The organism is Mycobacterium lentiflavum (assembly GCF_022374895.2).
Lineage (GTDB): Bacteria > Actinomycetota > Actinomycetes > Mycobacteriales > Mycobacteriaceae > Mycobacterium > Mycobacterium lentiflavum.
The window spans coordinates 3,855,578-3,882,254 of record NZ_CP092423.2 but is presented as its reverse complement, the minus strand read 5'-3'; the positions used below and the strand labels follow the sequence as shown (position 1 = coordinate 3,882,254).

General features: G+C 63.4%; 18 protein-coding genes, 1 tRNA gene and 1 pseudogene. 11 read left to right on the top strand and 9 right to left on the bottom strand.

Annotated elements, in window-relative coordinates; genetic code table 11:
* The first annotated feature begins 18 nt into the window (after positions 1-18).
* The 5 genes from MJO58_RS18155 (at position 19) to MJO58_RS18135 (ending at position 4,729) form a co-directional block, all read left to right on the top strand.
* A complete protein-coding gene (locus MJO58_RS18155; protein WP_239720357.1) occupies positions 19-1,536 on the top strand; it encodes a TldD/PmbA family protein in 1,518 nt (505 codons plus the stop codon).
* Complete coding sequence (locus MJO58_RS18150; RefSeq protein ID WP_239720355.1) at positions 1,533-2,906, top strand: TldD/PmbA family protein; 1,374 nt, start codon at positions 1,533-1,535, stop codon at positions 2,904-2,906. The genes MJO58_RS18155 and MJO58_RS18150 overlap by 4 nt, the downstream gene beginning before the upstream one ends.
* Before the next feature lie 16 nt (positions 2,907-2,922).
* Positions 2,923-3,792 (top strand): carboxymuconolactone decarboxylase family protein, encoded by an 870-nt coding sequence (locus tag MJO58_RS18145; protein WP_239720353.1) that lies wholly within the window; start codon positions 2,923-2,925, stop codon positions 3,790-3,792.
* A gap of 95 nt (positions 3,793-3,887) precedes the next feature.
* A complete protein-coding gene (locus MJO58_RS18140; protein WP_090603806.1) occupies positions 3,888-4,103 on the top strand; it encodes a DUF3072 domain-containing protein in 216 nt (71 codons plus the stop codon).
* A gap of 95 nt (positions 4,104-4,198) precedes the next feature.
* Positions 4,199-4,729 carry a nitroreductase family deazaflavin-dependent oxidoreductase gene (locus MJO58_RS18135; protein ID WP_239720351.1) on the top strand — a complete coding sequence of 177 codons (531 nt, stop codon included), beginning with the start codon at positions 4,199-4,201 and terminating at the stop codon, positions 4,727-4,729.
* A gap of 14 nt (positions 4,730-4,743) precedes the next feature.
* Here MJO58_RS18135 and MJO58_RS18130 read toward each other — a convergent pair whose 3' ends face one another.
* From MJO58_RS18130 to MJO58_RS18120, 3 genes are all read right to left on the bottom strand, one after another.
* The gene (locus MJO58_RS18130) at positions 4,744-5,415 is read right to left on the bottom strand and encodes a GAP family protein (protein ID WP_244890113.1); all 672 of its coding nucleotides are present in this window, start codon (positions 5,413-5,415) and stop codon (positions 4,744-4,746) included.
* A 32-nt stretch (positions 5,416-5,447) separates the two neighbouring features.
* Positions 5,448-7,775: an arylsulfatase gene (locus MJO58_RS18125; RefSeq protein WP_239720348.1), complete on the bottom strand. Its 2,328-nt coding sequence runs from the start codon at positions 7,773-7,775 to the stop codon at positions 5,448-5,450.
* A 266-nt stretch (positions 7,776-8,041) separates the two neighbouring features.
* Positions 8,042-10,327: an arylsulfatase gene (locus tag MJO58_RS18120; protein ID WP_239720347.1), complete on the bottom strand. Its 2,286-nt coding sequence runs from the start codon at positions 10,325-10,327 to the stop codon at positions 8,042-8,044.
* Between the two features lie 200 nt (positions 10,328-10,527).
* Here MJO58_RS18120 and MJO58_RS18115 point away from each other — a divergent pair.
* The 3 genes from MJO58_RS18115 to MJO58_RS18105 all read left to right on the top strand — a co-directional run bounded on the left by MJO58_RS18115 (position 10,528) and on the right by MJO58_RS18105 (position 12,780).
* Positions 10,528-10,601 (top strand) — tRNA-Ile (locus MJO58_RS18115).
* Positions 10,602-11,264: 663 nt separating this feature from the next.
* Complete coding sequence (locus MJO58_RS18110; protein ID WP_239720346.1) at positions 11,265-11,678, top strand: hypothetical protein; 414 nt, start codon at positions 11,265-11,267, stop codon at positions 11,676-11,678.
* Between the two features lie 511 nt (positions 11,679-12,189).
* Complete coding sequence (locus tag MJO58_RS18105) at positions 12,190-12,780, top strand: DJ-1/PfpI family protein (RefSeq protein WP_239720344.1); 591 nt, start codon at positions 12,190-12,192, stop codon at positions 12,778-12,780.
* On the opposite strand, the gene MJO58_RS18100 is transcribed toward MJO58_RS18105, so the two are convergent.
* Positions 12,777-14,147 carry a hypothetical protein gene (locus MJO58_RS18100; RefSeq protein ID WP_239720343.1) on the bottom strand — a complete coding sequence of 457 codons (1,371 nt, stop codon included), beginning with the start codon at positions 14,145-14,147 and terminating at the stop codon, positions 12,777-12,779. The genes MJO58_RS18105 and MJO58_RS18100 overlap by 4 nt on opposite strands.
* A gap of 226 nt (positions 14,148-14,373) precedes the next feature.
* Here MJO58_RS18100 and scoE point away from each other — a divergent pair, with 226 nt between their 5' ends.
* The 3 genes from scoE to MJO58_RS18085 are packed head-to-tail and all read left to right on the top strand — an operon-like array spanning position 14,374 to position 17,317.
* Positions 14,374-15,261 carry a (3R)-3-[(carboxymethyl)amino]fatty acid oxygenase/decarboxylase gene (gene scoE / locus MJO58_RS18095; RefSeq protein ID WP_239720341.1) on the top strand — a complete coding sequence of 296 codons (888 nt, stop codon included), beginning with the start codon at positions 14,374-14,376 and terminating at the stop codon, positions 15,259-15,261.
* Entirely contained in the window at positions 15,258-15,800 is a 543-nt protein-coding gene (locus tag MJO58_RS18090; RefSeq protein WP_239720338.1) for an FcoT family thioesterase, read from the top strand. The genes scoE and MJO58_RS18090 overlap by 4 nt, the downstream gene beginning before the upstream one ends.
* Positions 15,800-17,317 (top strand): AMP-binding protein, encoded by a 1,518-nt coding sequence (locus MJO58_RS18085; RefSeq protein WP_239720336.1) that lies wholly within the window; start codon positions 15,800-15,802, stop codon positions 17,315-17,317. Before MJO58_RS18090 ends, MJO58_RS18085 begins: the two co-directional genes overlap by 1 nt.
* On the opposite strand, the pseudogene MJO58_RS18080 reads toward MJO58_RS18085, so the two are convergent.
* The 5 genes and pseudogenes from MJO58_RS18080 to fadD10 form a co-directional block, all read right to left on the bottom strand.
* Positions 17,318-17,652 (bottom strand): annotated as a pseudogene (locus MJO58_RS18080) (helix-turn-helix domain-containing protein); the annotation flags it as partial.
* A gap of 16 nt (positions 17,653-17,668) precedes the next feature.
* Positions 17,669-20,557 (bottom strand): MMPL/RND family transporter, encoded by a 2,889-nt coding sequence (locus MJO58_RS18075; protein ID WP_239720335.1) that lies wholly within the window; start codon positions 20,555-20,557, stop codon positions 17,669-17,671.
* A complete protein-coding gene (locus MJO58_RS18070; protein ID WP_239720333.1) occupies positions 20,554-24,822 on the bottom strand; it encodes an AMP-binding protein in 4,269 nt (1,422 codons plus the stop codon). The genes MJO58_RS18075 and MJO58_RS18070 overlap by 4 nt, the downstream gene beginning before the upstream one ends.
* Positions 24,819-25,070 carry an acyl carrier protein MmaB gene (gene mmaB / locus MJO58_RS18065; RefSeq protein WP_239720331.1) on the bottom strand — a complete coding sequence of 84 codons (252 nt, stop codon included), beginning with the start codon at positions 25,068-25,070 and terminating at the stop codon, positions 24,819-24,821. Before mmaB ends, MJO58_RS18070 begins: the two co-directional genes overlap by 4 nt.
* On the bottom strand, positions 25,063-26,667 hold the full coding sequence (gene fadD10, locus MJO58_RS18060) for a fatty acid--CoA ligase FadD10 (RefSeq protein WP_239720330.1): 1,605 nt from the start codon (positions 26,665-26,667) through the stop codon (positions 25,063-25,065). Before fadD10 ends, mmaB begins: the two co-directional genes overlap by 8 nt.
* Positions 26,668-26,677: the final 10 nt, after the last annotated feature.

Below are 26,677 nucleotides of genomic sequence, written 5' to 3'. Positions count from 1 at the left end.
GTCGTTACGGTGGGAGCCGTGACACCGAATCGGGGGATCGATGCCGACTTCCTGGCCCTGCCGCGACACGAGCTCGCCGAAGCCGCGTTGTCGGCGGCCACGACGGCCGGGGCCAGCTACGCGGACCTGCGCATTCACCGCATCAACACCGAGATCATCCAGCTGCGCGACGGTGAGCTCGAGACCGCGGTCCTCAGCCGTGAGGTTGGTTTGGCGGTGCGGGTCATCGTCGACGGGACCTGGGGTTTCGCCTCCCACGCGGAGCTGGCGTCCTCGGTCGCGGCCGACACGGCGCGCCGCGCGGTGCACGTGGCCACCACGTTGGCGGCGCTGAACCGTGAGCGCGTCGAGCTGGCACCCGAGCCGGTGTACGCCGACGCCACCTGGGTGTCGAACTACCGGATCGACCCGTTCGACATCCCCGCCGCCGACAAGATCGGCGTGCTCGAGGAGTACTCCGGACGGCTGCTGAGCGCCGACGGGGTCGACCACGTCTCCGCCGGCCTGACTGCCGTCAAGGAGCAGACGTTCTACGCCGACACCTTCGGGTCGGCGATCACCCAGCAGCGGGTGCGGGTGATGCCGTCGCTGGAGGCGGTGACCGTCGATCCCGCGGCGGGCAGTTTCGACTCGATGCGCACCCTGGCGCCGCCGATGGGACGCGGCTGGGAGGTGCTGGTTGGCGACGAGGTGTGGAACTGGACCGACGAGCTCGCGCAGCTGCCGGCTCTGCTGGCCGAGAAGGTCAAGTCGCCCAGCGTGACGGCGGGGCCCACCGACCTGGTGATCGACCCGACCAACTTGTGGCTGACCATTCACGAATCCATCGGTCACGCAACCGAATACGACCGGGCGATCGGTTACGAGGCCGCCTACGCCGGCACGTCGTTCGCCACTCCGGACAAACTCGGCACCATGCGCTACGGCTCGTCGGTGATGAACGTGACCGCCGACCGCACCGTCGAATTCGGTTTGGCCACTATCGGTTACGACGACGACGGCGTGGCCGCGCAGAGCTGGGACCTGGTGCGCGACGGGATGTTCCTCGGCTACCAGCTTGATCGGGTGTTCGCGCCACGACTGGGACAGTCGCGTTCCAACGGCTGCTCGTATGCCGACTCGCCGCATCACGTGCCGATCCAGCGGATGGCCAACGTGTCGCTGCAGCCCGGTCCCGACGACCTTTCCACCGATGACCTGATCGGCCGGGTTCAGGACGGCATCTACATCGTCGGTGACAAATCCTGGTCAATCGACATGCAGCGGTACAACTTTCAGTTCACCGGCCAGCGTTTCTTCCGCATACGCGACGGTCGCCTGGACGGCCAGTTGCGCGACGTGGCCTACCAGGCCACTACCACCGATTTCTGGAACTCGATGGAAGCCGTGGGCGGACACTCGACTTGGCGGCTGGGCGGTGCGTTCAACTGCGGCAAGGCGCAGCCCGGCCAGGTCGCCGCGGTCAGCCACGGTTGCCCGTCGGCGTTGTTCCGCGGCGTCAACGTGCTCAACACCCGGACCGAGGGCGGCCGATGATCACCCCGCAGCATGTCGTCAACCTCGTCTTGGAGCAGGCAGCGAAACGGGGCCGCGCCGATGAGACCATGGTGCTGGTCACCGACAAGGTCGAGGCGACGCTGCGGTGGGCCGGCAATTCGATGACCACCAATGGGGTTTCGCACAGCCGCGACATCACCGTCATTTCTATTGTGCGCAAGGGCGATAGCGCGTCGTTGGGCACGGTGACGTCGGCCGAGGTGGACCCGCGGGTGATCCCGGGCCTGGTAGCGGCCTCGCAAGAGGCGGCCGCTGCCGCCCCGGAGGCCGGCGATGCCGCGCCGTTGCTGGCCGATACCGGGGTGCCCGCCGATTGGGATGCGCCGGTGCCCGGCACCGGGGCCGAGGTGTTCGCCGACGTGGCCGGTTCGCTGAGCCGCGGATTCGCCGGTACCGATCGGTTGTATGGCTTTGCGCACCATAGTGTTTCGACGACATTCCTGGCGTCGTCGACGGGCCTGCGCCGCCGTTTCACCCAGCCCGCCGGGGCGGTGGAGATCAATGGCAAACGCGGTGACGCGAGCGCCTGGGCCGGTATCGGGACAGCCGATTTCGTTGACGTGCCGACGGATTCGCTGCTCGAGGACCTGTCGCTGCGACTGGGCTGGGCGGAGCGCACCGTTGCGCTGCCGCCCGGGCGCTACGAGACGATCATGCCGCCGTCGACGGTGGCCGACATGATGATCTACCTGGGCTGGTCAATGGCCGGCCGAGGCGCGCAGGAGGGGCGCACCGCGTTCTCGGCGCCGGGCGGCGGTACCCGGGTGGGGGAGCGGCTCACCGATCTGCCGTTGACGTTGTTCTCCGACCCGATGGCGCCGGGGCTGGCATGCACGCCCTTTGTGGCGACGAGCAGTTCCACGGAGACCGTATCGGTGTTCGACAACGGTATGGAGCTCAGCCAGATCGACTGGATCCGCAATGGGGTGATCAACGCGCTGGCCTATCCGCGCGCCGCCGCCGCCAAGTTCGACGCTCCGGTGGCCGTCGCCGCGGACAACCTGGTGATGACCGGCGGGTCCAACGATCTTGCCGACATGATCGCAGGCACCGAGCGCGGGCTGCTGCTGACCACACTGTGGTACATCCGCGAGGTCGATCCCACCACGCTGTTGCTGACGGGACTGACCCGCGACGGGGTGTACCTGATCGAGGACGGCGAGGTCACCGCGGCGGTCAACAACTTCCGGTTCAACGAGAGCCCGCTGGATCTGCTGCGACGCGCGACCGAGGCCGGCGTCAGCGAGAAGACGCTGCCGCGAGAGTGGGGCGACTGGGTGACCCGGTCGGCGATGCCGACGCTGCGGATCCCGGATTTCCACATGTCTTCGGTGAGCCAGGCGCAGTAGTCGTAACGTATCGGGAATGGTGGTTCCGGCTACGGTTCGAAATGGTCAGCTGACGCGGTTGGTTTCTCTGGCGTTGCCCGACGGCCGTCTGGTGGGCCTGGTGCGGCGGGTCTGTGCGCAGACGATGTCGTTGCCGCCGCTGCCGGTCGAGGTGTCGGTTTCCGAGCCGGCGTCCGACCCGGTGTCGGACGTCGAGGCCGTCGTCGCCGAGTTCGCCGAGCAGTTCAGTGCCGACGTTTCCGCGGTCACCGCCGAGCAGCGGTCGCGGTTGTTTAAGGCCTTGGGGGACAACACTTTTGGTGTCGTGGTGGCGATGTACATCGCCGACCTCGTGCCGCGGGTGCGGGCCGGACTGGAAGCGTTGGGCGTCGGCGACAGTTTTCTCGGGTGGACGCGCGAGCCGATCGAGTGGGATCACGCCACGGACCCGTCCGCGGAGGTGTTCAACGAGTTCCTGCCGTCGGTGGGGCGGATGCGCTCGCTTGATCCGGTGACCTCCGAGCTGGTTCGGCTGCGGGGGGCCGCTGCGCACAACTGTCGGCTGTGCAAGTCGGTGCGCGAGAGCAGGGCTCTGGATGCGGGCGGTTCGGAGACGCTGTACGACGACATCGCGCAGTTCGAGCAGTCGGAGCTGATCGATGCTCGTGCAAAAGCAGCGCTGCGGTATGTAGATGGGTTAATTTGGACACCGTCGCACCTCGCCGCCGATGACGTCGCCGAGGTGCGCGCCCGTTTTTCCGAGGCCGAGGCCGTCGAGCTCACCCTCGATGTGATGCGTAATGCCAGCAATAAAATCGCTGTCTCGCTGGGCGGGGACGCGCCCCGGGTTTCCGAAGGTACCGAGACCTACCTGCTCGATGTCGACGGTCAGACCGTCTTCAGCTGAGAAGAAGTGATCGTGTCGGTGATCATGCCCCATCAAAAACACGGGTGACGCAAACCGAAGTTTCGAACGCATGTGCGATGGATATTCCTTGCCTTATGACCGATGACACGCGGCGCGCGCCGCAGGAGAACCCCGAAAAAGACCCGTCCGAATGGGCCACTGGTGACGAGCCGATGACCGGCCCGCAGCGCAGTTACCTGCACACGCTGGCCCAGGAGGCCGATCGCGAGGTTCCCGACGACCTAACGAAAGCGCAGGCTTCGGAGCTGATCGATGCGCTGCAACAACAGACCGGCCGCGGCACCGACTAGCGAGAAACCTTCGTGCAAAACCGTCAACAGAGGCGAGTTCGCTATCGGCATCCATGCCGGCCCCGCAATCGACGCACACTGACTACGCTTTAGCCGTGACGCTCCGACGGTTCAGCCCCTATCGCGGTCGGCATCTCCGGTGGGACGAGGCCATCTTTGAACGCGCGGCCATGACTCGCGTCGGCTCTGCGCTCGGCAAGCATCTGGCGCCGCGCTTCGACAAGGTCGTGATCCCGCTGACCAACGGACGCTTCAGCACGATGGGGATCGACAAGGTCGGACTCGTCACGACCACCGGAGCGAAGTCGGGTCAGCCCCGCTCGCAGCCGCTGGCGTTGCTGAACGACGGCGACGGGCTGCTCGCGATCGGGTCGAATTATGGCCAGGAAAAGCATCCCGGCTGGAGCGCAAACCTGCTGGCGCATCCCGAGTGCACGGTCGAGCTCAACGGCCCGCCGAGGCCATACCGGGCCGAACTGCTGGAGGGCGACGAGCGCGCCGCCGCTTGGGCGATGGCCAACGACGTCTACGCCGGATACGAGAACTACCGCAAGAATTGTGCGCCCCGGCAGATCCGGATCTTCCGCCTTCGCCCGGTGGCCGGCGAGTCTGGCAGTGGCAGCTGACGCTAAGGGGACTTTTACAGAATCCCGAAGCCGCGCAGGGCTTTGATCCCCAGCCAGATGCCGAACACCAGGCCCGTGGCGACCGTGATGGGCCGCTCATGCTTTTGTAGCCAGCTCAATGTCGGGGCCAGCAGGGCACGTGACCGCTGCGGGAAGAACGCAGCCAGACCGATGATGAGCAGATTCCCGCTCGCGGCGAGCAACACAAAGCCGATGTAGGAGACGATGTGGGCGACCCGCCCGATGTCGGCGTTGCCGATCACGCCGATGGCGGCCAGCGTAAACACCCAGGCCTTGACCGAGACCGTCATGAGACCCGTGCCGATTAAGAAGGCGTTGGTGGGTGTGGCTGACATCAGGATGGTCATCCATTTCGACGGCGGGGCATCGGGATCGTCGTCGGTAAGCACCGCTCGCGCCGCGGTGACCAGAAACAGCAGTGCCACAACCAAGAGGACGGTCGACACGATCCAGTGGTGCTCATGCTTAGAGTCGGCGCCGCGCGCCCCCCAGTGCAGAATCGTCCCGAAGACAAGACCCTGAAGCAGACGCATCGTGACATGCCCACCGACCCAGGCGCCGGCAGCGCGAAGGTGCGAAGGCGTGCCTAGCAGCATGATCGTGATCACGAGTTCGATCGGTTCGAGCGCAGACCCAAGTACCAGTGGGACGAGGCTGCTCCACATGTCCAGCATCGGTTGCTGACCAGTTTTCGTAGCTACTGCGCGCCCATGGCGGCGTGCAGTTCGGCCTCGGCGAGTGCCGCCGCCAAGTCAGCGGGCTGAGGTTCGACGGTGGCATCGATTCGATCGATACGCCCCGTGAATCGGAAATCGTGACCGTAGGGAGCCACGGGCGAGCCGCTGTCGGTGCCGACGTCCAAGGTTTCTCCGCTCATCGAGAAGCGGAAGGGAACCGTCCGCTCGATGCGGCCGCTGGCCACCTCGATTTCGTTGACGCGCACCGAAACCGAGGCGCCCTTGCCCAGCCCGCCGCCGTCGTAATCGAACGAAAGGCCAACCAGGACAGGGCCTTCCGGGAGCGGCTCGGCACCCGCAACCGTGGTGAGCTGGTGGCCTAGGTAGTTATAGGTAAAGCGTGGAATGCCATCTTGGACGTACAGCGACCAGCCGGCCATGGACCCGCCGATGCAGATGATCACGCCCTGTACGCCTCCCGGCGGTATCTGCGCCTGTGCCCGCAGCTGGAATGACGTGCTGGTGTAACTCAGCGTCGCCGTTTCGGGGATGCGCACGTGACCGGCGTAGTAGGTGACCGTGGTGCGATCGGCGAGCGGGCTTGGCCGGTTGGCGGGCAGTGCGCGCAGCACCGTCGCATCGCTGAGTGGGTAGACGTTGTATTTGCGTGCTTCGGCGTCGAAGACCGCCTGCAGCTCGGTCAGCTTGTCCGGGTATTGCTCCGCCAGGTCGAGGCCCTGGCTGAAGTCGTCGGCGAGATGGTAGAGCTCCCAGCGCTCGCTTGCGCCGAACGGGTTGGTCTTTTGGGTGCGCACCCAGGGCAGCCGCCCATGGAAGCAGGACGCGATCCAACCCTCGTGGTAAACGGCGCGATTGCCGAAAATCTCGAAATACTGTGTGGTGCGGTGGCTTTCGGCGGCAGCGTCGTCGAACGAGTACCGCATGCTGACGCCCTCGACAGGCCTTTGCTCGATACCGTTGACGCTCGTGGGCATCTCGATGCCGGCGGCGTCGAGGATGGTCGGTGCGATGTCGATGACATGGTGGAACTGACTGCGCTGCTCGCCTGCTGCGCCGATGCCCTGCGGCCACGAGATGGCCAGCCCATTGCGGGTCCCGCCGAAGTGGGAGGCGATCTGCTTCATCCACTGAAACGGTGCGTCGAGCGCCCAGGCCCAGCCGACGTTGTAGTGGTTCTCGGCGCGTGCGGTGCCGAAGTCGGCCATGTGGGCCAGCAGCCATTCGGGATCCTCGGGCAGCCCGTTTTGAAACGCCGGCGAGCTCCACGCGCCGTGCACCGTTCCCTCGGCCGACGCGCCGTTGTCACCGCAGACGTAGATGAACAGCGTGTTGTCCCATTGCCCCAACTCGTCGATGGCGTCGATGACCCGCCCGATCTGAGCGTCGGTGTGGGCCAAGAAGCCCGCGTAGACCTCCATCAGACGCCGGGCGACCGGCCGGTAGCGCTCGTCGTAGTCCGCCCATGCCGGTATCTGTTCGGGCCGCGGCGTCAACCGGGCGTCAGCAGGAATGATGCCCATCTCGATTTGGCGCCCATATATTGTGTCCCGCAACGCATCCCAGCCGTCGTCGAACTGCCCGGCGAACCGGTCCGACCATTCGGGCCACACCTGGTGGGGGCTGTGGGTGGCCCCGGGCGCGAAATACACGAAGAACGGCTTGTCCGGCGCCGACGTCTTCTGCAACCGAATCCAGTCGATCGCTTTCTCGGCGAGATCCTCGGTGAGGTGGTAGTCGTCGCGGTCCAAGTAGGGCTCGATGGGTGTCGTCTGGTCGTAGAGCGCCGGTTCGTACTGCGACGTGTCGCCGCCCAGGAAGCCGTAGAAGCGTTCGAACCCGAGTCCGGTCGGCCAGCGATCGAACGGACCGGCCGGACCCAGCTCCCAGGTGGGGGTGACGTGCGCCTTGCCGAACAACGCGGTGCTGTAACCATTCATCCGCAGCACCTGTGCGATGGTGGCCGTGCTCTGCGGTATCACGCTGTCGTAACCGGGGAATCCGTAGGCGATCTCACAGATGGTGCCCATGTGCGCACTGTGGTGGTTGCGTCCGGTCAACAGGGCGGCGCGTGTCGGCGAGCACAGCGCGGTCGTGTGAAATTGGTTGTAGCGCAAGCCCGCACCGGCGACGCGTTCCAGTGCCGGTGTCGGAACCGGCCCGCCGAAAGTGGACGCGGCACCAAAGCCGACATCATCGAGGAGAACGACGACAACGTTGGGGGCACCCGGGCGCGGGTGGGTGATCGACGGCACGACCGGAGTGGAATCGGCCAGCGAGGGATTGATGACGCCGGTGAACTCTTGGGGGGCGCGCGGTAGCTCGACCATCTTGTCTCCTGTGGATCTCCGTCGTCAGCCGGATTTACTCCGGGGCAAGATGCCGTGAATTGCTTTCAATGGGGCTGAGCGCCTTGGATGATATGGCGGCCAAACAATCTCGTCAATGGCACTAAATTCTCATTCCCCGAGACGCTGCCGGCGGATTGAACACCGCGTAACTGTCGTCTTACTTTCTGCCTTTTACGCGAATTGCGGATCAGGGGCGGGTCGCCCAATTTCGTTTTTTCAACAGATCCCGTGTTGACGGGGCCCTCTCATCGGAGCTGGATCGTGACCTCGTTGATGGTGCTGTTGAACGGGAAGGTGCCTTCGTAGGTATCGGCAGCTGGTGTTCCGCCGTCCATACCGATGTCGACTCCCTCGTCGGCGCTGAACCCGAATGGGACGGTGCGTTCGATGCGCGACTCACCGACGTGGCGACCGTCGAGTAGCAGCCTTGCCACGCCGCCGTTGCCCAGACCGCCACCGTCGTAATCGAATTCGATCGAGACGGTGGCTTCACCGGCAGGCAGGAGTTCGGATGCGGTCACGGTGGTGTAGGTCGAGCCGAAATAGTTGTAGGTGAACCTGGGCAGTCCCTGCTGCACATACAGCGACAGTCCCGCGAAATATCCGCCGGCTGCCAGCAGCACACCTTCGACAGTGGCGCCGCCCGGCGTGTCGATTGCGGCCGTGATCGAGTACGACCGATTGAACGTGCTGCGAATGATGTCCTCGGGCATGCGGATAGCGCCGGCTGCGAACGAGATCGAAGTCCGCTCACCGAGAATGGTGGGACGGGCATCCATCGCGCGGATCGGTCCGCGGTCATCGAGCGGAAAGACGTCGTTGTTCTCGGCTTCGGCTTCGAACAATGCCTGTAATTCGGCGAGCTTGTCCGGGTGCTCGGCGGCTAGGTCGACGGCCTGGCTGTAGTCGCGGCTCAGGTCGTAGAGCTCCCAACGATCGTCGCTGAACGCCGGCAGTGGGCTTTTCTTCCACTGGATCTTGCCGTGGTAGGTGCACGCGATCCAATCCTCGTGATAGATCCCGCGGGTGCCCTGGATCTCGAAGTATTGGGTGCGGCGACGGTCTTGGGCCGCGGCACTGTCGAAGGTGTACGCCACGCTGATGCCGTCGTAGGGTCTTTGGTCCACACCGTTGACCACTGTCGGTGCCGGGATGCCGGCGGCTTCCAGGATGGTGGGGGCGATGTCGATGACGTGGTGGAACTGGGAACGCAGCCCGCCCTTGTCGGTGATGCGCTCGGGCCAGGTGACGATCATCGGGTTGCGGGTGCCGCCGAAGTGGCTGGCGAACTGCTTGGTGAACTGAAACGGCGTGCTCATCGCCCACGCGAATCCCACCGGATACTCGTTGCTGGCCTTCGGACCGCCGAATTCGTCCATCTTCGACAGCACGACCGCGACATCCTCTTGGAGTCCGTTCAGCGCCACCATTTCGTTGAAGACACCATCGATCCCACCCGCGGGCGCGGCCCCGTTGTCTCCGATGATGTAGAAGAACAGCGTGTTGTCCCACTCGGACATGTCCTTGAGCGCCAAAATCATTCGCCCGATCTCGTCGTCGGTGTGGGCCAAGAACCCCGCGTAGACCTCCATCAGCCGTGCCGCGATGCGCTGGCGATCCGGCGAGATCGAGTCCCACGCGGGAATAGACGGATGGCGTGGCGTCAATTCAGCGTCCGCGGGGATCACCCCCAGCTGTTTCTGGCGGGCAAATGTCTCTTCGCGCAGTGTGTCCCAGCCTTGGTCAAACTGACCTCGGAAGGGCTCGCTCCAGTGGGGTGCGACGTGGTGGGGTGCGTGGGTCGCGCCGGGTGCCCAGTACACGAAAAATGGCCGGTCCGGCGAGATGGACCGCTGCCGATGCACCCATTCGGTCATCCGATCGGCGAGATCGGTTGTCAGGTGGTAGTTCTCGACGTTTTCGGGACGTTCGACCGGTGTCGTCCCGTGATAGAGCCCGGGATTGTATTGGTGTGCTTCGCCGCCCATGAAGCCGTAAAACTCTTCGAAGCCCATGCTGGTCGGCCACCGGTCGAACGGGCCGCTCGGGCTCACTTCCCAGACCGGGGTGTTGTGCCATTTGCCGAATGCTGCGGTGCTGTAGCCATTGAGCCGCAACGTCTCGGCGACAGTGGCGGCCGATCTCGGGATGATGCTGTTGTATCCGTCGTATCCGGTGGCCCACTCGGTGATGTTGCCGGTGTTGACCACGTGATGATTCCGGCCCGTGAGCAACGCCGCCCGCGTCGGCGAGCACAGCGCAGTGGTATGGAAGCGGTTGTACCGCAGACCTTCCTGCGCCAACGCGTCACCGGCCGGCGATGGAACCGGACCACCGAATGTCGCGGTGGCCCCGAATCCCACGTCGTCAAGCAGCACGATCACGACATTCGGTGCGCCCTGCGGCGGCCGGATGGGCGTGATGACCGGCATCACCGACTCGGCAATCGTCCGTGCCGCCCGGCCGCCCGTCGGCGTGTCAGGAAGCGGCAACCGGGTGCGATCGAGGTTTCCTATCGCGTCGTGCGTCATGGGTACCGCACCCTACAACCGTTTGGGCTTGTGCAGCTGAACGGACCGTTACCGCGAGGATCCGCAAACTGGCTAACAGAGGCGGGGTCCCATTACGAACTTGGTACCCTGCGCAGTGACGATCCGGCGGGCGTGGCCGATGGTTCGGCAAGCCCAGTTCAGGTATTGCCGGAAAACATACCCGCGGCTCGTCAGTACAAGGGGCGGTAGCTCAGTTGGTTAGAGCCGCGGACTCATAATCCGTTGGTCGCGGGTTCGAGCCCCGCCCGCCCCACTTCAGAGCCTGTATGACCTCGGTTGATGCTTGACATTTTGTCTTCGGGTAATGCCTGACAGTGTTTCGGCTCATGGTTGACAGTTACTTCGGTTGATCCTTGACACTCCCGAGATGAGGGAGTTGAGCGTGGCCGAGCAGCGGTATGCGGCGGTGATGGCCGTGGTTATACGGGGCGGTCCAACAGCGCGGCTCGACGGCCGCCAGAAATGACGGCCTAGTCGATACCTTGTTGGCCCGCGGATCGCAACGATCGACTACGCGGATACGTCGTTCGACGTGCCTCGAGGAGGCATTGCAGGCGATGCGGTTGCGCGGTGGGAGCGTTACCGCGATCGCAGCGCAACAGGTTGCCGCATCCGTCCAGCTATGAACTGATCGAAAGCGTCGGCCGCGGTGAGACGACTGCGGACGAGGCGGTGCTCGCTCCTTCTTGCACGCTTTGTCGGTAATACTCGGAGTCAAGTTGGTTAGCTAAACCGCAAGGGAGACGAATGTCTTGCAAACCTTACATAACCGGTGTCCGATGGCCGCCGAATTCCCCCACGACCTCCCCTTCGTCGGCGACCTAAGCGTGGCGGCCGACAGCGAAGACGTGCCGCCGGTTGGAAGGCCGGTCGAACACCGAGGGTCGGAGCTCCGCGTCTGCCTGGACCTCCTGCCGTGAAAGCCAAAGACTTCGCTTCGCGAATCGACGACCTGCGCACCGAGCTGACCAAGCTGACCAAGGAGCGGCCGAGCCTGGTCCAGGACGACTACGAGGAGCGCGTTGCGTCATGGGAGGGCAAGCTATCGGAGGCGTGGGAGCACTGCATCACCGGCGATATCCTCAACCAGCTCTTCGATCGAGGTGGGGCGGATGTGCTGATGGAGAAGTTCCGCGTGCTCGCCCCGGTGACCGAGGTCGACGATCAGGATCTGCAAGACCGTTACGAAGCGACATCGGAGTGGGTCCAGCGCCAAGATAAGGCGGAGAAAACCAACTGCTTGGCACCCGAGCCGGCCGACCTCGAAAGCGAACTTAACCGGCTTGTCGAGTGGCAGAAGCGAATTGAGAAGTACCGAAACAGCAGTTGAGTCGAGTACTCGCGTATGGACAGGTCGACATGATGCGGGGCCGAGGTTGCGCAGGTGGATGCCCGATCGGAAGCTTTGCCGGCGAGCTCTCCGAATCCGATCCGCTAGCACGCGCCCAATTGGCGCGGTCCTTCGCCTTGTGGGAGAGGATTCGCGACGGACTGACCGTGATCCGCACTCGGCGAGTTGCGTGACGGCACCGATGCCGACCGCCTGGCACGAGTTACTGCGATGGCTGCACCTGGGCCTCGGCGGAATGGCTGATCAATACATAAATGCTCGATGAGATGCTTTCGCGCAGTGGCTAATTCGGTGGCATATCAGTCGCTGCCGCCCAACAAGCTGACTGTGAACACCCGTCCGTCTCGCCTTGATGCATCTGGTAGTGGAGCGCGCCAACCGCGCGGGTCCAGGCACGTCGATAAGCTCGGGGTGACCTTCCTAGTTCCCCGTTCGAAACTCACCGCCGTGATGCCCGCCCTGGTACCTCGGCGAGGGAGAATCTTAAAACATGACCAAGAACATCGGAATCGTGCTGTTCGACGGCGTGGAGGAGCTGGACGCGGTCGGCCCATGGGAAGTCTGGTCGTCGTGGGCCCACCACTTTCCCGGTGACGGCTACACGGTGTCGTGTCTGTCGCCTTCCGGTGGCTTGGTGAGCTGTGCCAAGGGCTTGGTGTTGCAAGCTCACCATTCCTTCGACGACGCGCCGCAGCTTGACGTGCTTTTGCACCCGGGTGGACAGGGCGTGCGCCCACTCGCGCAGGATGAAACTTGGTTGGATTGGGTCCGGCGTCAACGCGCCGCCGTGCCGCTGATGACCAGCGTGTGCACCGGCTCCCTGGTGTACGCCGCCGCCGGACTGCTCTCCCACCGCCCCGCCACTACCCACTGGGCCTCACTGGACCTGCTGACCACGCTGGATCCGACCATCGATGTCCGACGCGAGGAGCGCTTCGTCGACGACGGTGACATCGTCACTTCCTCGGGGGTATCCGCGGGAATCGATATGGCCCTACACCTCGTCAGCCGACTCGCCGGCGTTGAGCGTGCCCGTGACGTCCGCCGCTACATTCAGTACGACCCGGAACCACCGGTTTAATACTCGATCGCGGCCCGCAGACCAAAGTCGTTCAGCGCCGCATCCACCACCTCCGCGAGTGCCGCTTTCGTATTGGTCTTGCCGGTTTCCCACGACGCGACACTGAACCACACCTTGCCCCGAAGCGATGCGGCTGAGACCAGCAGATGCCCGCCCAACCGCTCCAAGATTGCTGGCGTGATTCCGGCTTCACCCCCGCGGATGCCGAAGAAGTCCGCATCGGTACCGTCGGGCCGGTTCACCTCGGACGGCATTTCGCCGATGTTGGTGCAGCCCACGTGTTTACTCACATTGACCGCCGACCTCTCTCGATGGCGAATAAACGCCTTGGGGGTGAAGGGAATCAACGCCATTGGCGCCTCTAACGCAGAGCCGGTTTCCGCAAGTTCGACGAAAGCTTGCTTTAGAGCCCCGCGAAGTCGGGCGAGGTTCTGCGTGACCTCATTTGCGTTCGCGCGCACGGGAATCACCGTGTGCGAATTGGCTCGCGTGTCGCCATCGGTGTGATCGCTCACCGGCACCAACAGCACAACGCTTCCTTCGTGGTTGGCCCGGCCAAGTCGATAGCCGAGCCGAGTGGAGAAACCGGCGAACAGCACGTTGCGTGTTCCGCCCAGGGCTCCAGCACGCTCATCCCAGTCTTGAGCGTCGACATAGCCGTAAACCCTTGGTACCACCAGTCGCTCCCCGCGCGCCGGCGCCGATGGCGCCGGCGCTGCCGGGCTGGCCGGCGCCGCTGCTGCCGAGCTGGCCGACGTCGACGGGTAGTCGGGCTGTTGGCGCGCAAGTCGCGCGCCCGCGGCGATGGCCGCCGGTACGTCCAACGCCGAGCGAGCAGTAACCGCGATGTCCTGCCGAAGCGATTGTCGGCGACTGCGTGCTCCAGGTGGCGGAAATCCGTAGTCGCGACGGGTGCCGTTGACAGCATCCGCGATGGCCAGTATCCCGGCCACGGCGTCCGCCGTGGTGTGCGAAACGGCCAGCGACACGGCGGCACCACCACCGATGAGAGGCTGCACCCCGAAGTGCCAGGGCGGCCCCAGTTCGGGATCGATCGCGACGAAGGACCGCTCGTCGACCCAGTCCCAGACTTCGTCACGGCGCCGCTGCGCGACGGCGATGTCGAGGTCGGCCGGCCCGTCGTAAGACACCCACCGAGGCCTGCCAAAGGGCAGGGGCGAGCGCTCGATCAAGCGAGTCACCAGCGTGTGCTGAAGGTTGCGCTGAAACCGGCGCAGGCCCTCGAGATTGACACCGTTCTCGTAGATCCAGATGTACTGGATGACATGTCCTCTGCCCAGCGCACGCACGAACAAGAAGTAACTCTGGTCCATGTAGGTCAGCGTGTTGTCGATGGGAGTGCTCATGTGGCCCTTCGTAGAAGCAGATCCGGCGCCACGACAGGCAGCCGGTGCGGGCTGGGCGCGGCCCTCAATGTACCTATCGACGGCGGCTTTTCCACGCGAAGGGAGACTCGCGAGAGCTTTCGAATTCGCTGGGAACTCAACGTCGATATTCGACGACTAATACACACGGGCAAACCATGGGGGTGGATTGCTGACCGACAACCGGGGGTGGACGAGGAGACTCTTGGTGCAGTTCATCAGCAGATCCAACGAACAATCGTGTGTCGAGGTGCACCACTTCGATCCGGCGATGGCAACCAGCGATGACATCCAGTTGCTTCGACACCACATCTACACTGACAAACTCGTCATCCTCAAAGCCCAAGACCTGAAGCCAGCTGCGTTCGTCGAACTCGGGCAACACTTCGGAACGCCGGTTTCGTACTACGAACCGATGTATCACCATCCGGAAAACGGCCTCATCTTCGTCTCCTCGAACCTCACCCGGCCGGAGGGTCAGATCGGCGTGCCGAGGACCGGCGGATTCTGGCATGCCGATTACCAGTTCATGCCGAAGCCGTTCGCGTTCACACTCTTCTATCCGCAGAAGTTGCCCACTGGTACCCGAGGTACCCGCTTCATCAACATGGCCAGCGCCTACGAGCGACTGACTCCGCGACTCAAGGAAGCCATCGCGGACACTTTCGGCAAGCACAGCGCTCGGCGCTACGTCAAGATCCGGCCCTCGGATGTCTACCGTCCGATCGGTGACATCCGGGCCGAAATCGAGCGGGTCACACCGCCGCAAACGTGGCCGACGGTGCTCATCCACCCGGTCACGGGCGAGCGGATTCTCTACATATCGGAGGCTTTCACGTACGCGATCGAAGACTCTCAGGGCGGTGCACTGCCGACCTCCTTGCTCGACGAAATCCTTGACGCTTCAGGACAACTCGACGAGTCCTACGAACACCCGAACATCTTCGTACAGACCTATGAGCCTGGCGATCTCGTGCTGTGGGATAACCGCACCCTGATCCACCGCGCTCTGCACAATCCAAACAACGAACCAACGGAGTCCTACCGCGTGACCGTCACCGACGAATACCCGCTCGGCGCCGAGGTCGCCGCATGACGCAAACATCGCAACCCAGCCTCGCCGAATTCCTGCTGGACGACACCGTGCTGCTCGATCGCACCATGACCCCGTACGTCCGCAAGGACACCGTCTACCTCAAGCAAGCGACGGTTGTGCGCCGCGGCGAGATCATCGTCGGTTCCGGTGATTTGGGATTCGACCACTCCTGCTACATCGAGGAAACCGGCCACTTCAACGCGGTCGAGTTCGTCATTTCCTATAACCAGCTGATCTACTTCACGCTCGCGGCTTCGGTTCGCGACCAACTCATCCCCGAGCTGAGCGGCTGGACGATGGACGACTACTGGCAACGTCAACTGCCTTCAGTGCTGATCAGCAAGATGACCACCCGATTCCGGCAACCGATCAATTCCCGGTCTTATCGCGGTGTTCTGAGGATCATCGACATCGAATTCCGCAACCGGTCTCGACCGCTCTTGGCAATGCAGACCACGATCGAGTTCACCGACGACGGCGGCGGGAGCGCCCTCGGCGAGGTCGAAATCGTGTTGGTGGACCTGCCCGCGCAATCATAATGGCGGGAGGCTATTTCGACCTCATCGCTCGTCTGGAGCAGAACTCCCGCATCGGCGGCGGTCGCATTGCCTTGATCTTCGGGTCGGCACGGGTGTCCTTCGGCGAACTCGCGCGGCGATCGGTGTCGGTTTCCCGGGCGCTTGCCAGTGCCGGTGTCGGTCCCGGCGACCGGATCGGCCACGTCGCCGCTGACTCCCCGGCGCTGTACGAGTTGCTTTATGGCTGTGCACGTCTCGGTGCCGTTTTGGTACCGGTTAACTGGCGCTTGGCTGCCGACGAGGTCGACTACATCGTCGACCACGCCGGGGCTCGCGTCCTGATCACCGACCGCACCGACTTAACAGCCGAAACTGTGATCAACGTCGAGAACTTCGCCGCATGGCGTGACCGAGCACCCGCCGTTGAACTTCCCGAGATCGTTGTCGATCGCGATACCCCGATCGTGCAGATGTACACCAGCGGAACGACGGGCCGTCCCAAAGGTGTTGTGCTAGGACAGCGTACCTTCACCGCGGTGCGTGAACTTTTAGACGATGCCGGCTTGGATTGGATCGATTGGCGGGACGGCGATGTCAGTCTGATCGCGCTACCGGGATTCCACATCGGCGGTATGTGGTGGGCGACGCAGGCCCTCAACAAGGGGATACCGAGCGTCGTGATCCCACGGTTCAAGGCGCTCGATGCCGTTACGGCTATCCGTGAAAATGGGGTCACTGTAAGCTGTTTCGTTCCGGCGATGCTGCTCATGATGTTGTCCGAGCCCGGCCTGACCAAGTCGGATTTCGCCACGATTCGCAAGATCGCCTATGGGGGCTCCCCGATCGGCCCGGACCTGCTTTCCCAAGCGCTCGACACGTTCGGCTGCGATTTCGCACAGATCTACGGTTTGACCGAAACGGGAAACACCGCGGTATGCCTACCACCGAGCGAGCACCTGCCGGGCCGGGCCCGTCTGCACGCCGCAGGCCGACCCTATCCCGGCGTAGGAGTCGCCATCCGCGGCCCCGACGGCACCGAACTTCCACCCGGACGCTGCGGCGAAGTCTATCTCCGCAGCCCGGCGCAAATGCTCGAGTATTTCGACAACCCGGCCGCTACCAGGCAAACCATTGTCGACGGCTGGATTCGCACGGGCGACGCGGGATATCTCGACGACGACGGCTTTCTGGTGATACGGGACCGCGTCAAAGATCTCATCATCGTCACCGGCGAAAACGTCTACCCCGCAGAGGTCGAAAAGACCATCAACGCTCACCCGGCGGTACACGACAGCGCGGTAGTGGGCGCACCGGATTTCTTGCGGGGCGAATCCATTCACGCATTCGTTGTTGCCAAACAGGATGAAGTACTGCAGCTCGACGACCTCGAGCGGTTTCTCGCTCGGCGGCTCGCTCGCTTCAAGGTGCCCGGCACGTTCCACGTCACCGATGCAATCCCGCGGAACCCCAGCGGGAAGATCCTGCGCCGGACATTAAGGGAGCAGTTTTGGGCTGGCCTAGAACGGCAGATCAACTGATCACCCCTCGGGCGGGCGGTCGGGGCATGTAAGCCTTGACGAAAAGCTTCTGCGGTATTGGTCGGGCGGAATACCGATTCGGCGAATGAAGTTGCGGCGCATCGTCTCCGATGTCCCAAAACCACACCGCTAAGCAATGGCGGCGACGGCATCGTCAGTCTCCTCGAGCTGACGGCGAGCGGACTCGGTGCGGATCGTTCGACGTAAGCCCCAGGAGCCTCGCCGACCTCGTTGGTAAAAACCCGGGTCAAGGGTCGCGGGCTCATCGCTGCTCGCCGCGCCAGGTCGGAGATGCTTTGGGCAGCACCGGGTTCGGCTTCGATCGCTTCCTGCACGCCCCACACACATCCCTCAATTGGCGGGTACGAGAGAGCGATCTTGCGGCTGCGTTTGGGCTGGCGCAGCCGAAGCCCGATCAGGGCGCGTGAGTACTCTCAACGGCCACCAGAACCAGCGACCCAGTAACGCGGCGATGGACGGCGTCATGAATGCGCGCACGATCAAGGTGTCGAACATCAGGCCCAGGCCGATGGTGGTGCCGAGCTGACCAATCATTTTCACGTCGCTGACGATCATGGACGCCATCGTGAATGCGAACACCAAGCCGGCGTTCGTCACGACTTTTCCGGTGCCGCCCATGGATCGGATGATGCCGGTGTTGAGACCGGCGGGTATCTCCTGTCTGAACCGAGAGACCAGTAGCAGGTTATAGTCCGATCCCACTGCGAGCAGGACGATGACGGACATGGCGAGCACCAGCCAGTGCAGCGGGGTGCCGATGATGTACTGCCAAACCAGCACCGACAACCCGAATGAGGCGCCGAGCGACATCGCGACCGTCCCGACGATCACGCCGGCCGGCACCAGCGCACGGGTGAAGATCAGCATGATGATGAAAATCAGGCACAGCGAAGAAATGCCCGCGATCACGAGATCCCATTTGGCGCCTTCGGAGATGTCTTTGAAGACGGCGCCAATGCCGGCGACGTAGATCTTGCTGCTCTCCAACGGAGTTCCCTTGAGCGACTCTTCAGCTGCGGTGCGTATTGCGTCGATACTCGCAATGCCTTCATCCGACGCGGGGTCACCCCGGTGCAAAATTATGAAGCGTGCCGCGTGGCCGTCCGATGACAGGAAGTTACTCATCGCCCGCTGAAAGTCCTTGTTTTCAAATACTTCCGGCGGAAGGTAGAACGAGTCGTCGTTCTTGGAACCGTCAAACGCACGACCCATCGCCGAGGCATGTCTGGTCATGTCGTCCATCTGGTTGAAGATGCCGGACATCGTGCTGTGCAGCGTCAGCATCATGGTCCGCATATTCGCCATGGTCTCGATCATGGGTGGCAGTTGGGCAATCATCTCCGGCATGAGCCGATCGAAGTCCCTGACGTCAGCCAGCAGGGTGTTCAGTTTGTCGTCGATCTGGTCGACGCCGTCAACCGCGTCGAACATCGAGTGCACCGACCAGCACATCGGAATGTCGTAACAGTGCTTCTCCCAATAGAAGTACGACCGGACGGGTCGCCAGAAATCGTCGAAGTCGGCGATGCGATCGCGTAGGTCGTTCGTGATCTGTTGCATCTCTTCGGTATCGCCGACCACCCGATGCGTGGTGGCCGCAAACCTCTCCATCAAGTCGTACATCCGCTGCATCGTGGCGACCGTCTTGGTCATCTCGTCGGCTTGCTTCAGCATGTCGTCCATCCGATCACGCTGAAACTTCATGTCCTGCGCCATCCCCGCGTTCTGCATGCTGAGCTGGAACGGTATCGAGGTGTGGTCCATCGTCGCCCCGTCCGGCCTGGTGATGGCCTGCACGCGTGAGATCCCCTGAACGTGAAAGATGCCTCTGGCCAACTTGTCCAAGATCAGAAAGTCCGTTGGATTACGCATATCGTGATCGGTCTCGAGCATGAGTATCTCTGGCTTCATCCGCGCTTGGGGAAAGTGGCGATCCGCGATCGCTAAGCCTTGATTGGCCGGGATGAAGCTGGGTAGGTAGGCCCGGTCGTCGTAGCTGGGCCGGTAGCCCGGCAGGCTGATGAGGCCGACGAGGGCGACCGCGAATGTAACGGCCAGAACGGGTAGCGGCCAGCGCACGACCACCGTGCCGACTCGCCGCCAGCCACGCACCTCGAGCCGCCGCTTCGGGTCGCAGAGACCGAACCGGCTGCCGACGGCCAGGACCGCCGGTCCGAGTGTCAGCGCGACGAGAACCGCAACCAGCATCCCCACCGCGCAGGGAATACCCAGCGTTTGGAAGTACGGCATCCGGGCGAAGCTCAGGCATAAGGTCGCGGCGGCGATCGTGATTCCTGAGCCCAAGATGACGTGGGCCGTCCCTCGGTACATGGTATGGAAGGCCGCTTCCCGGTCCTCGCCGGCCTGACGGGCCTCTTGGTAGCGTCCGAACAGAAAAATTCCGTAGTCGGTTCCGGCGGCGATCGCCAGCGATGTGAGCAAGCTGACCGCAAAGGCCGAAAGCCCGACCAATCCGCCGTGTGCGATGAGCGCGACAACTCCTCGTGCTGTGGACAATTCAACGCCAACCGTGAGCAACAGCAGAATCACGGTGGGAAGTGATCGATAGACCAGGAGCAACATGGCGAAGATCGCCGCGACGGAGACGAGGGTGATCTTCGCGATGGATTTGTCGCTGCTGTGATGCAGATCCGAGGCCAGCGCGGACGGCCCGGTGACGTAGGCCTTGATCCCGGGTGGCGCTGGCGTGCTATCCACGGTACCGCGGACAGCGTCAACGGAATCGTTGGCGAGCTGCTCGCCTTGGTTCCCGGCGAGGTTGACTTGAAGGTATGCGGCCTTGCCGTCGTTGCTCTGCGAGCCCGCCGCCAACAACGGATCTCCCCACAGGTCTTGGACACCGACCACGTGTTGTTTGTCCGCGCGCAGTTTGCGAACCAGGACGTCGTAGTATTTGTGGGCATCGTCGCGGAGGGGCTTGTCGCCCTCGAGCAAGATCAGCGCCACACTGTCGGTATCTCCCTCGTTGAAAACGTGACCGATGCGTTTGAGCGCCACCAACGACGGTGCGTCCGTGGGGCTTAGCGCCACCGATCGCTCTTGTCCGACGACCTCCAGTGGGGGAACGAACACTGTGAGGATGACGACGACTGCCAGCCAGAACAGGATGATCGGCACCGCAAGGGCGTGAATCGTCCTGGCGATCACGGACCGTTCGGCGTGGATGGAGTCGGTCGACTCGCAAAGCGTTGCACTCATGCGGAACCCGGCTTCGGCGTGGTGGTCCACCGAAGTCGGCCCCCGCCACTGTCGTTGTCGCCTTGGACCACAGGTGCGCTTAGAAGCGCGTGTACCGAAAGGGGGAGTGCGTCGAGCTCGGTGACCGAATCCACACCCAGGGCAATGGTCGCCCGATCGGCGAGGTACTCCGCGTAGGAACGCGCACCCAATCTCATCCCCAAGGTGAACCACCCATCTACCACCGACCACCTTCGTAAGTTTCTCTTTGCCCAAGCGCTTTGATCCAGGCGATGTTTCCACTCGATAGGGTCGAGTTCGTCGAAACCGTACTCACCGAGAAAGTCTGCGTAGGATATAGCTTCGCCGCGCGTCACGGTGATGCCGCGTCCCAAGCTTGCTGACCCACCTCGCTCGGTGAGCATGCCCAAGAGGGCACTTCCTACGGCTTGGGCGGTGGTGACCTCTTCGGTCAATGCCACTGAAGGATAAGCCCGTAACGCTGTACAGCCGTCAACGACCGAAATCAAGACGTCGGCGGAGTCCTGCAATTGATGGCCGTCACCAAGCACGCGCGGCAAGCGGACGATCGTGAAATTGAGTTCTCGCGACGACGCGGCCAGTGCCAGCTCCGCAACTGATTTCGACGCCGCATACGGGTAGGGCGCCTGACGGGGGTCGGCAACTTCGGGCCCGGCGGCCTGCCCGTTGACCACGAAGGTGGACAGATGCACCAGTCGAGTCCCGTGACGCGCGCACACTTCGGCCAGGGCGCAGACAATTTCCACATTCGCCGGCCGAAGTTCGCGGTAGGGCACCAGCACGTTGGTGTTGCCGACGCAGTTGATGACGGTTCCGGCGTCAGTCCCGCGTATCAGGGCCTCTAGTGTTGCTGTGTCAAACTCAGCAGGGAGCAGGTCGATCCGCACCCTATCGACGTTTCGCAGTGTCGTCCATGGATCATGATCGGGGAGGGGGGATCTCGTCGCCAGAACCACTTCCGGAAGTGCCACTCCCGACAGCCGTCGATCGAGGACCGCGCGGGCGAATCCGGTGCCGAGAATTCCGGACGCGCCCAGCACCACGATTGCCCGTTCGTCGTGTTGGTTCGGGCACGGTGCGTCGCTCGCCGGCGCCGGCTGCCGTTGCCCGCACAGCTCGGCGAGATCGCGTTCGATCTCGGCAGCGGTAGTGGCGTCCATCCACGAATCAGTTGTCGGTACCGTGTCGCCGAAGTCGGTGACCAGGTTGACTGCGTTGTCGGCGCTGATGAGATCCAGAACCGAAATCTGGCGATTCAGATAGCTGCGAGTGTCGGGCAGAATTCGAATGAGATCCAACGAGCCGATACCTTCGCTCAGCAGCGATGTGGAAGGTGCTACCACCCGCCCGAGATGCACGCTCCAGAGCTCGGCCAAGTCGGCTGCTCGCTGACCGGTCTCGGCGTCGCCGGGCAGCGCGGCCACCACCTGCGGCATCGCTCGCAGACTGTCGCTGTCGACTTTCCCGTTGATTTTGCGCGGGATGCTCGGCACCGCGAGGACGAAAAACGATGCCACCCCGAGGCTTACGAGGATGAGCCTGATACGTGTCGCCGTTGCCGCATCCTCCTTGGCCTCGCGGGCCCGGTGCGATTCGAACCACACCCCGAGCCGACCGCTGTGCAGTTCGACGGCGACATCGGCCACCGCGGGATCCTCGAGGACTCGTTTCGTCACCACGGCGGTGTCGATCCGCTTGCCGGAGATCTTGACGACGGCGTCTCTACGGCCCGCGAAGACGGGGAAGCCGTCGTCGTCGATGGTGACCCGGTCGGCAGTGGCGAACGCGCGTTGGCGCGAACCGTCGCTGGTGGTCACGGCGCCGAATCCGGGGCCGTCGATACCCAGATACCCCGCCGATACCAGATCTCCGACGATGACCAGTTCACCGAAAGCAATGAACACCGTGCCCGGGGCGATCGGTCGGCCCAGCCTCAGACGATCGGCGGGCGCAGCCGCCGTCCCGTCGCCGACGAGCGGCAGGTAGGCGACGACGACCGTGCTCTCCGTCGGGCCATAGGTCGACATAACCGATATCCGTTGTAGGTCATCGGAATCGACCCACTTGTCGACCGCGGCGGACCGAATGGCCTCCCCGCCGATGACGATCTGGCGCAGGCGCGAACGGCGCATCGCGTCGAGCGCGTCGTCGTCCTCGCACAGGAGATGCCAGATCGCAGTGGGCAGGTCGATCAGTGTTGCTTCGGTGGTGAGGAGGTCGCTTGTAAGGGCGGCAAAGTCGCCGGCCCGCATGGCCGGGGATCGGATGAGCTCCGCTCCGGCAGTTGCTGCGCCGAAGATCTCCTCGACACTGATGTCCGAAGTCAGTGGCGCGCATTGCAGGATGGTGTCGTCCGGTCCCCATCCGTAGGTTCGTGTGGCCGCATCGCAGAAAAGCGCGAGCGACCCGTGGGAGATGTGCACGAGCTTGGGCTGCCCCGTCGACCCTGAGGTCGGCATGATGTACGCGGTCTTGGTGGACAGACCTTCATCCCGGGCAACTTGTTCCATGCGCGCGTCGACGATCGTGCGTAGTTCGTCGTCGACCGGTGCCAGTCGGACGGCGCCGACGTCGACCACATGCGCCGAAATTCCACCTCCGTGCTCGGCAATTGCGCTCGCGCGCAAGGGCACATCTTCGGCAAGATCGCAGGAGCTGTAGCCGCATCCGGCAAGGTGACAGGCGACCAGCAGGTCGATGGTCTTGTCGGTATCGTCGTCGGCGAACACCAGGACGTCACCAGGTGCGCTGCCATGCCGGACCAACCAGGCAACCCACGGATAAACGTAACGACGCCCGTCGAGGAATCGCTGGACGCCGCCCGCGGACGGTAGAAACCACGCGCGAGCCGCTTTCCGCGCCTCGATTGCTCCGCTGCCCGAGCGGCGCGCGCCGTCGGCGCCGATGCCGAACCACTCGTCGACGGCGATGGCGATCGGCTGATCCCACAGCGTCGGCATCGATTCCAGCGCCGCCGCAATGCGCTTCGCGACGCCGGGATGCGTCCGCTGCGGCGACAAGTCTGCCCTGTTCCAGATCGCCAGGTTCAGAGTGCGCTCGTCTTCGTCCAGAACCGACGCCACCGTCATGCCTTCGACCGGGCCGATATCGGTGGCAATCGGTGCCTCTGCCAAGAAGGGGCGCAGGGTGCGCGCGCATGACTCGCGGATGAAATTGAGCGTCAACGCGTCGACGTGGGCGGTGTGGTTGATCGCCAAGTACATTCGGCGGTAGTGCTCCTCGCGGAACCACCGGCGTCTGACCGCTTTGACGTATCCGCGGTCGAGCGTTCGGACGACATCCTCCACCGAGGCGAATGGCGGAAAACGGGTCGAGTGCGCAACCGAATTAACCAGACATGTCGCGACATTCAGATCAGGGTCGCCAAAGCGGTTGTCCACCGCGTGAACCAGTAGACTTTCGGTGCATTGTCGAAGGCTCGCGTCCACTGCAACCGCGGCCGCGGCCACCAGCACGTTGAGCGGGATCTGCTTCGTGTCTGACAGCGCGAGAATCGCATCGTAGGCCACGCCGGATAACTGCACGGACTCACAGAGCACCCCCTTGGCGGCGCTCCCGATCGTGTTGTCCGAGACAAGACCGTGCCCGCCGTGCCGCGCCTCGTCGGTGAGCTCGCGCTGCACGACTTCGGAGAGGCGCTGCAACGATTCCTCGACCCGGGTTGTCTCGCAAAGATTCGCGTCTTTGATCTTGGCCAGCCCCCGCGCCACACACGGAGTTTCAGCAGAACCACCAATGGTGAGGTTTCGAGCCAGATCGGCCTCGATAATGCCCGTTCCGCCACCGTCAATCAGGATGTGATGGGTGCATACGTCGAGTCTGGACACGCAGCCAGCTCTGTCGGTCCGCACGGCATACGCGACAAGCGGTTTGGTGAAGATGCCGGAAGACCAAAGGCGCATGAGTTCGTCGACACAGTGGTCTGACTGGCCCTGATTGTCCGGCCCGACGTGCACGATGTCACTGGGTTGCAGCCTTGCCACGAGATCTGGGTAGTCCACCCCCGGCGGTGGCGCCTCGAGAACACACAGCTGCACCGGGTTTTCGAGGATCGTTGTCTCAAGGGCAGTCAGGAATTTCGGCAGCTCCAACGGATGGAAACGATAGCGCTTGCGAATCAGGTACAGGCCCGGATCGTTGTCGTGGATCACCCCGTTGTAGAGGTTCTGCTGAGACCTGCTGAGGGGAACTCGATCCACGGGGGCGTCGTCGGGCACGGTCACGCCGATTTTTCCAGCTCGAATCTCTCGAGCTCCTCGACCCAGCCAACAAGCGACAGCTTCTCGGCCAGCCGGGATGGCAGCTCGGACTCTCGTTCCACGCCAAGGCGTTTCAGCAAAAGGACGAAACGAACCGAATCCAGACCAAGTTCCCGCAGGTCGGTCGCGTCGCCGTCAATGAGATCCGCTTCATCGATATATAACACCTCGCAGAGCGCGGCGAAGACTCGTGCTCTCGTCGTCTCAGCCACGTACCACCACTCCGGTCTGGTCGCTACTGATCGTGGCGGCCAGCGATGTTCGCATCACCTTGCCGGATTGAGTGCGGGGAATGTCGGCGACGATCACGATGTTCGATGGCCGCGCCATCGATTCGGACTGATCCCGATAGCGGGACGCGATCGACTGTTTGAGCTTGCGGGCCTCTGACTGGTCCAGGTCTGCGGTGGGGACCACCGCCAGGCCGACCAGTGCGCCGAACTCGTCGTCGGGAATCTCGTAACACGCGGCCTCGCGGACCCCTACAATGCCTTCGGCGATCCGATCGACCTCGTCGGGCACGATGTTGACGCCGCCGGAGATGATCATCTCCGACGACCTTCCTTTGATATAGAAGAACCCGTCCTCGTGACGCTCCAGCAGGTCGCCGGTGTTCACCCATCCGTCGACGAATACTTCCCGGGTGCGTTCGGGATTGTTCCAGTACCCCAACATGTTTGCGGGTGACTTGATCCACAGCGTGCCGAACGAGGCCGAGGGCGGTGCGTCGGGGGAGGTCGGTCCGCGACCATCCGGACCGGCCAGATAAACGTCGACGCCCGGGTACGGGCGCCCCACTGCGCCCTCCTCGATCTTCGAGATCGAGTCGTCATCGGTCGGCAGGCACAGGGCGGTACAACCCGTTTCGCTCAGGCCGTAGACCTGCACGGTGTGGATGCCGGCCGCTTCGATGAAGCGCAGATCGGCCGCGATCGCACGGGAGCCGCCGTATCCGAGTTCCCGCAGCGACAGGACCGGTGTGTTCCCGGTCTTCAATTCGGAAACGAGTTTCGAAATCAGAAACGGCACCAGGCAGGTCGTTGTGACCGTATTCGCGTTCAGAATCTCCAATAGGGACGTCGTGTTCTCCCCACCGGTGATGCACAGCATGCCGTGCGCGAGACAGGTGAGGATCCACCACAGCCCACCGACATGGGTTGCCGGCAGCGGTGAGTAGGTGGTCTCGCCGGTGACCCACGTGATCCAGTTCAGACCCTCTTTTTCTAGGATATCCGGTATAGCAAAGAAGGTTCGGTTGGCGAGCAAAACGGCTTTGGGTTCGCCCGTGGTGCCGCTGGTGAACACCATCGCGAGCGGATCATCGGCGCCCAATATTGGCGTTCCGGCGAGCCAATCCGGGTCGACGGTTTGTGCTGCGCTGTCGGCGTTGGACGCAATGTCGACGGTGATCGTCGCTATCGGGGCGAGCGTTTCCGGCAGATCCGAAGATCGGACCCTGCTTCCTGGCGCGATGAGGACCGCGCGTGGGTCAGCGATTTGACTGAAACGCTCGATGGTTGCTGGTGGAAGGTTGCCGTCCGCCATGACCGCGATAGCTCCGAGCTTTGCGCACGCTAGCACCGAGAGGTAGGTTTCGGGTCCGTTATCCGAAATGACGAGCACGCGGGACCCGCGTTCTACAGACTGCGTGCGAAGAGTCGCGGCGTATCTGTCCACTTCTGCCAGGAGTTCTGCGTATCGCATTGCGCTCGTCCCGTCGCACCGGCGGATCGCGATCGCTTCGGGCCGTTGGAGTGCCTGCTCGAAAACACGCTGCAGCACGGTGGCGGGCAAGTGAGACGTGTCCATAAGTGCCTAC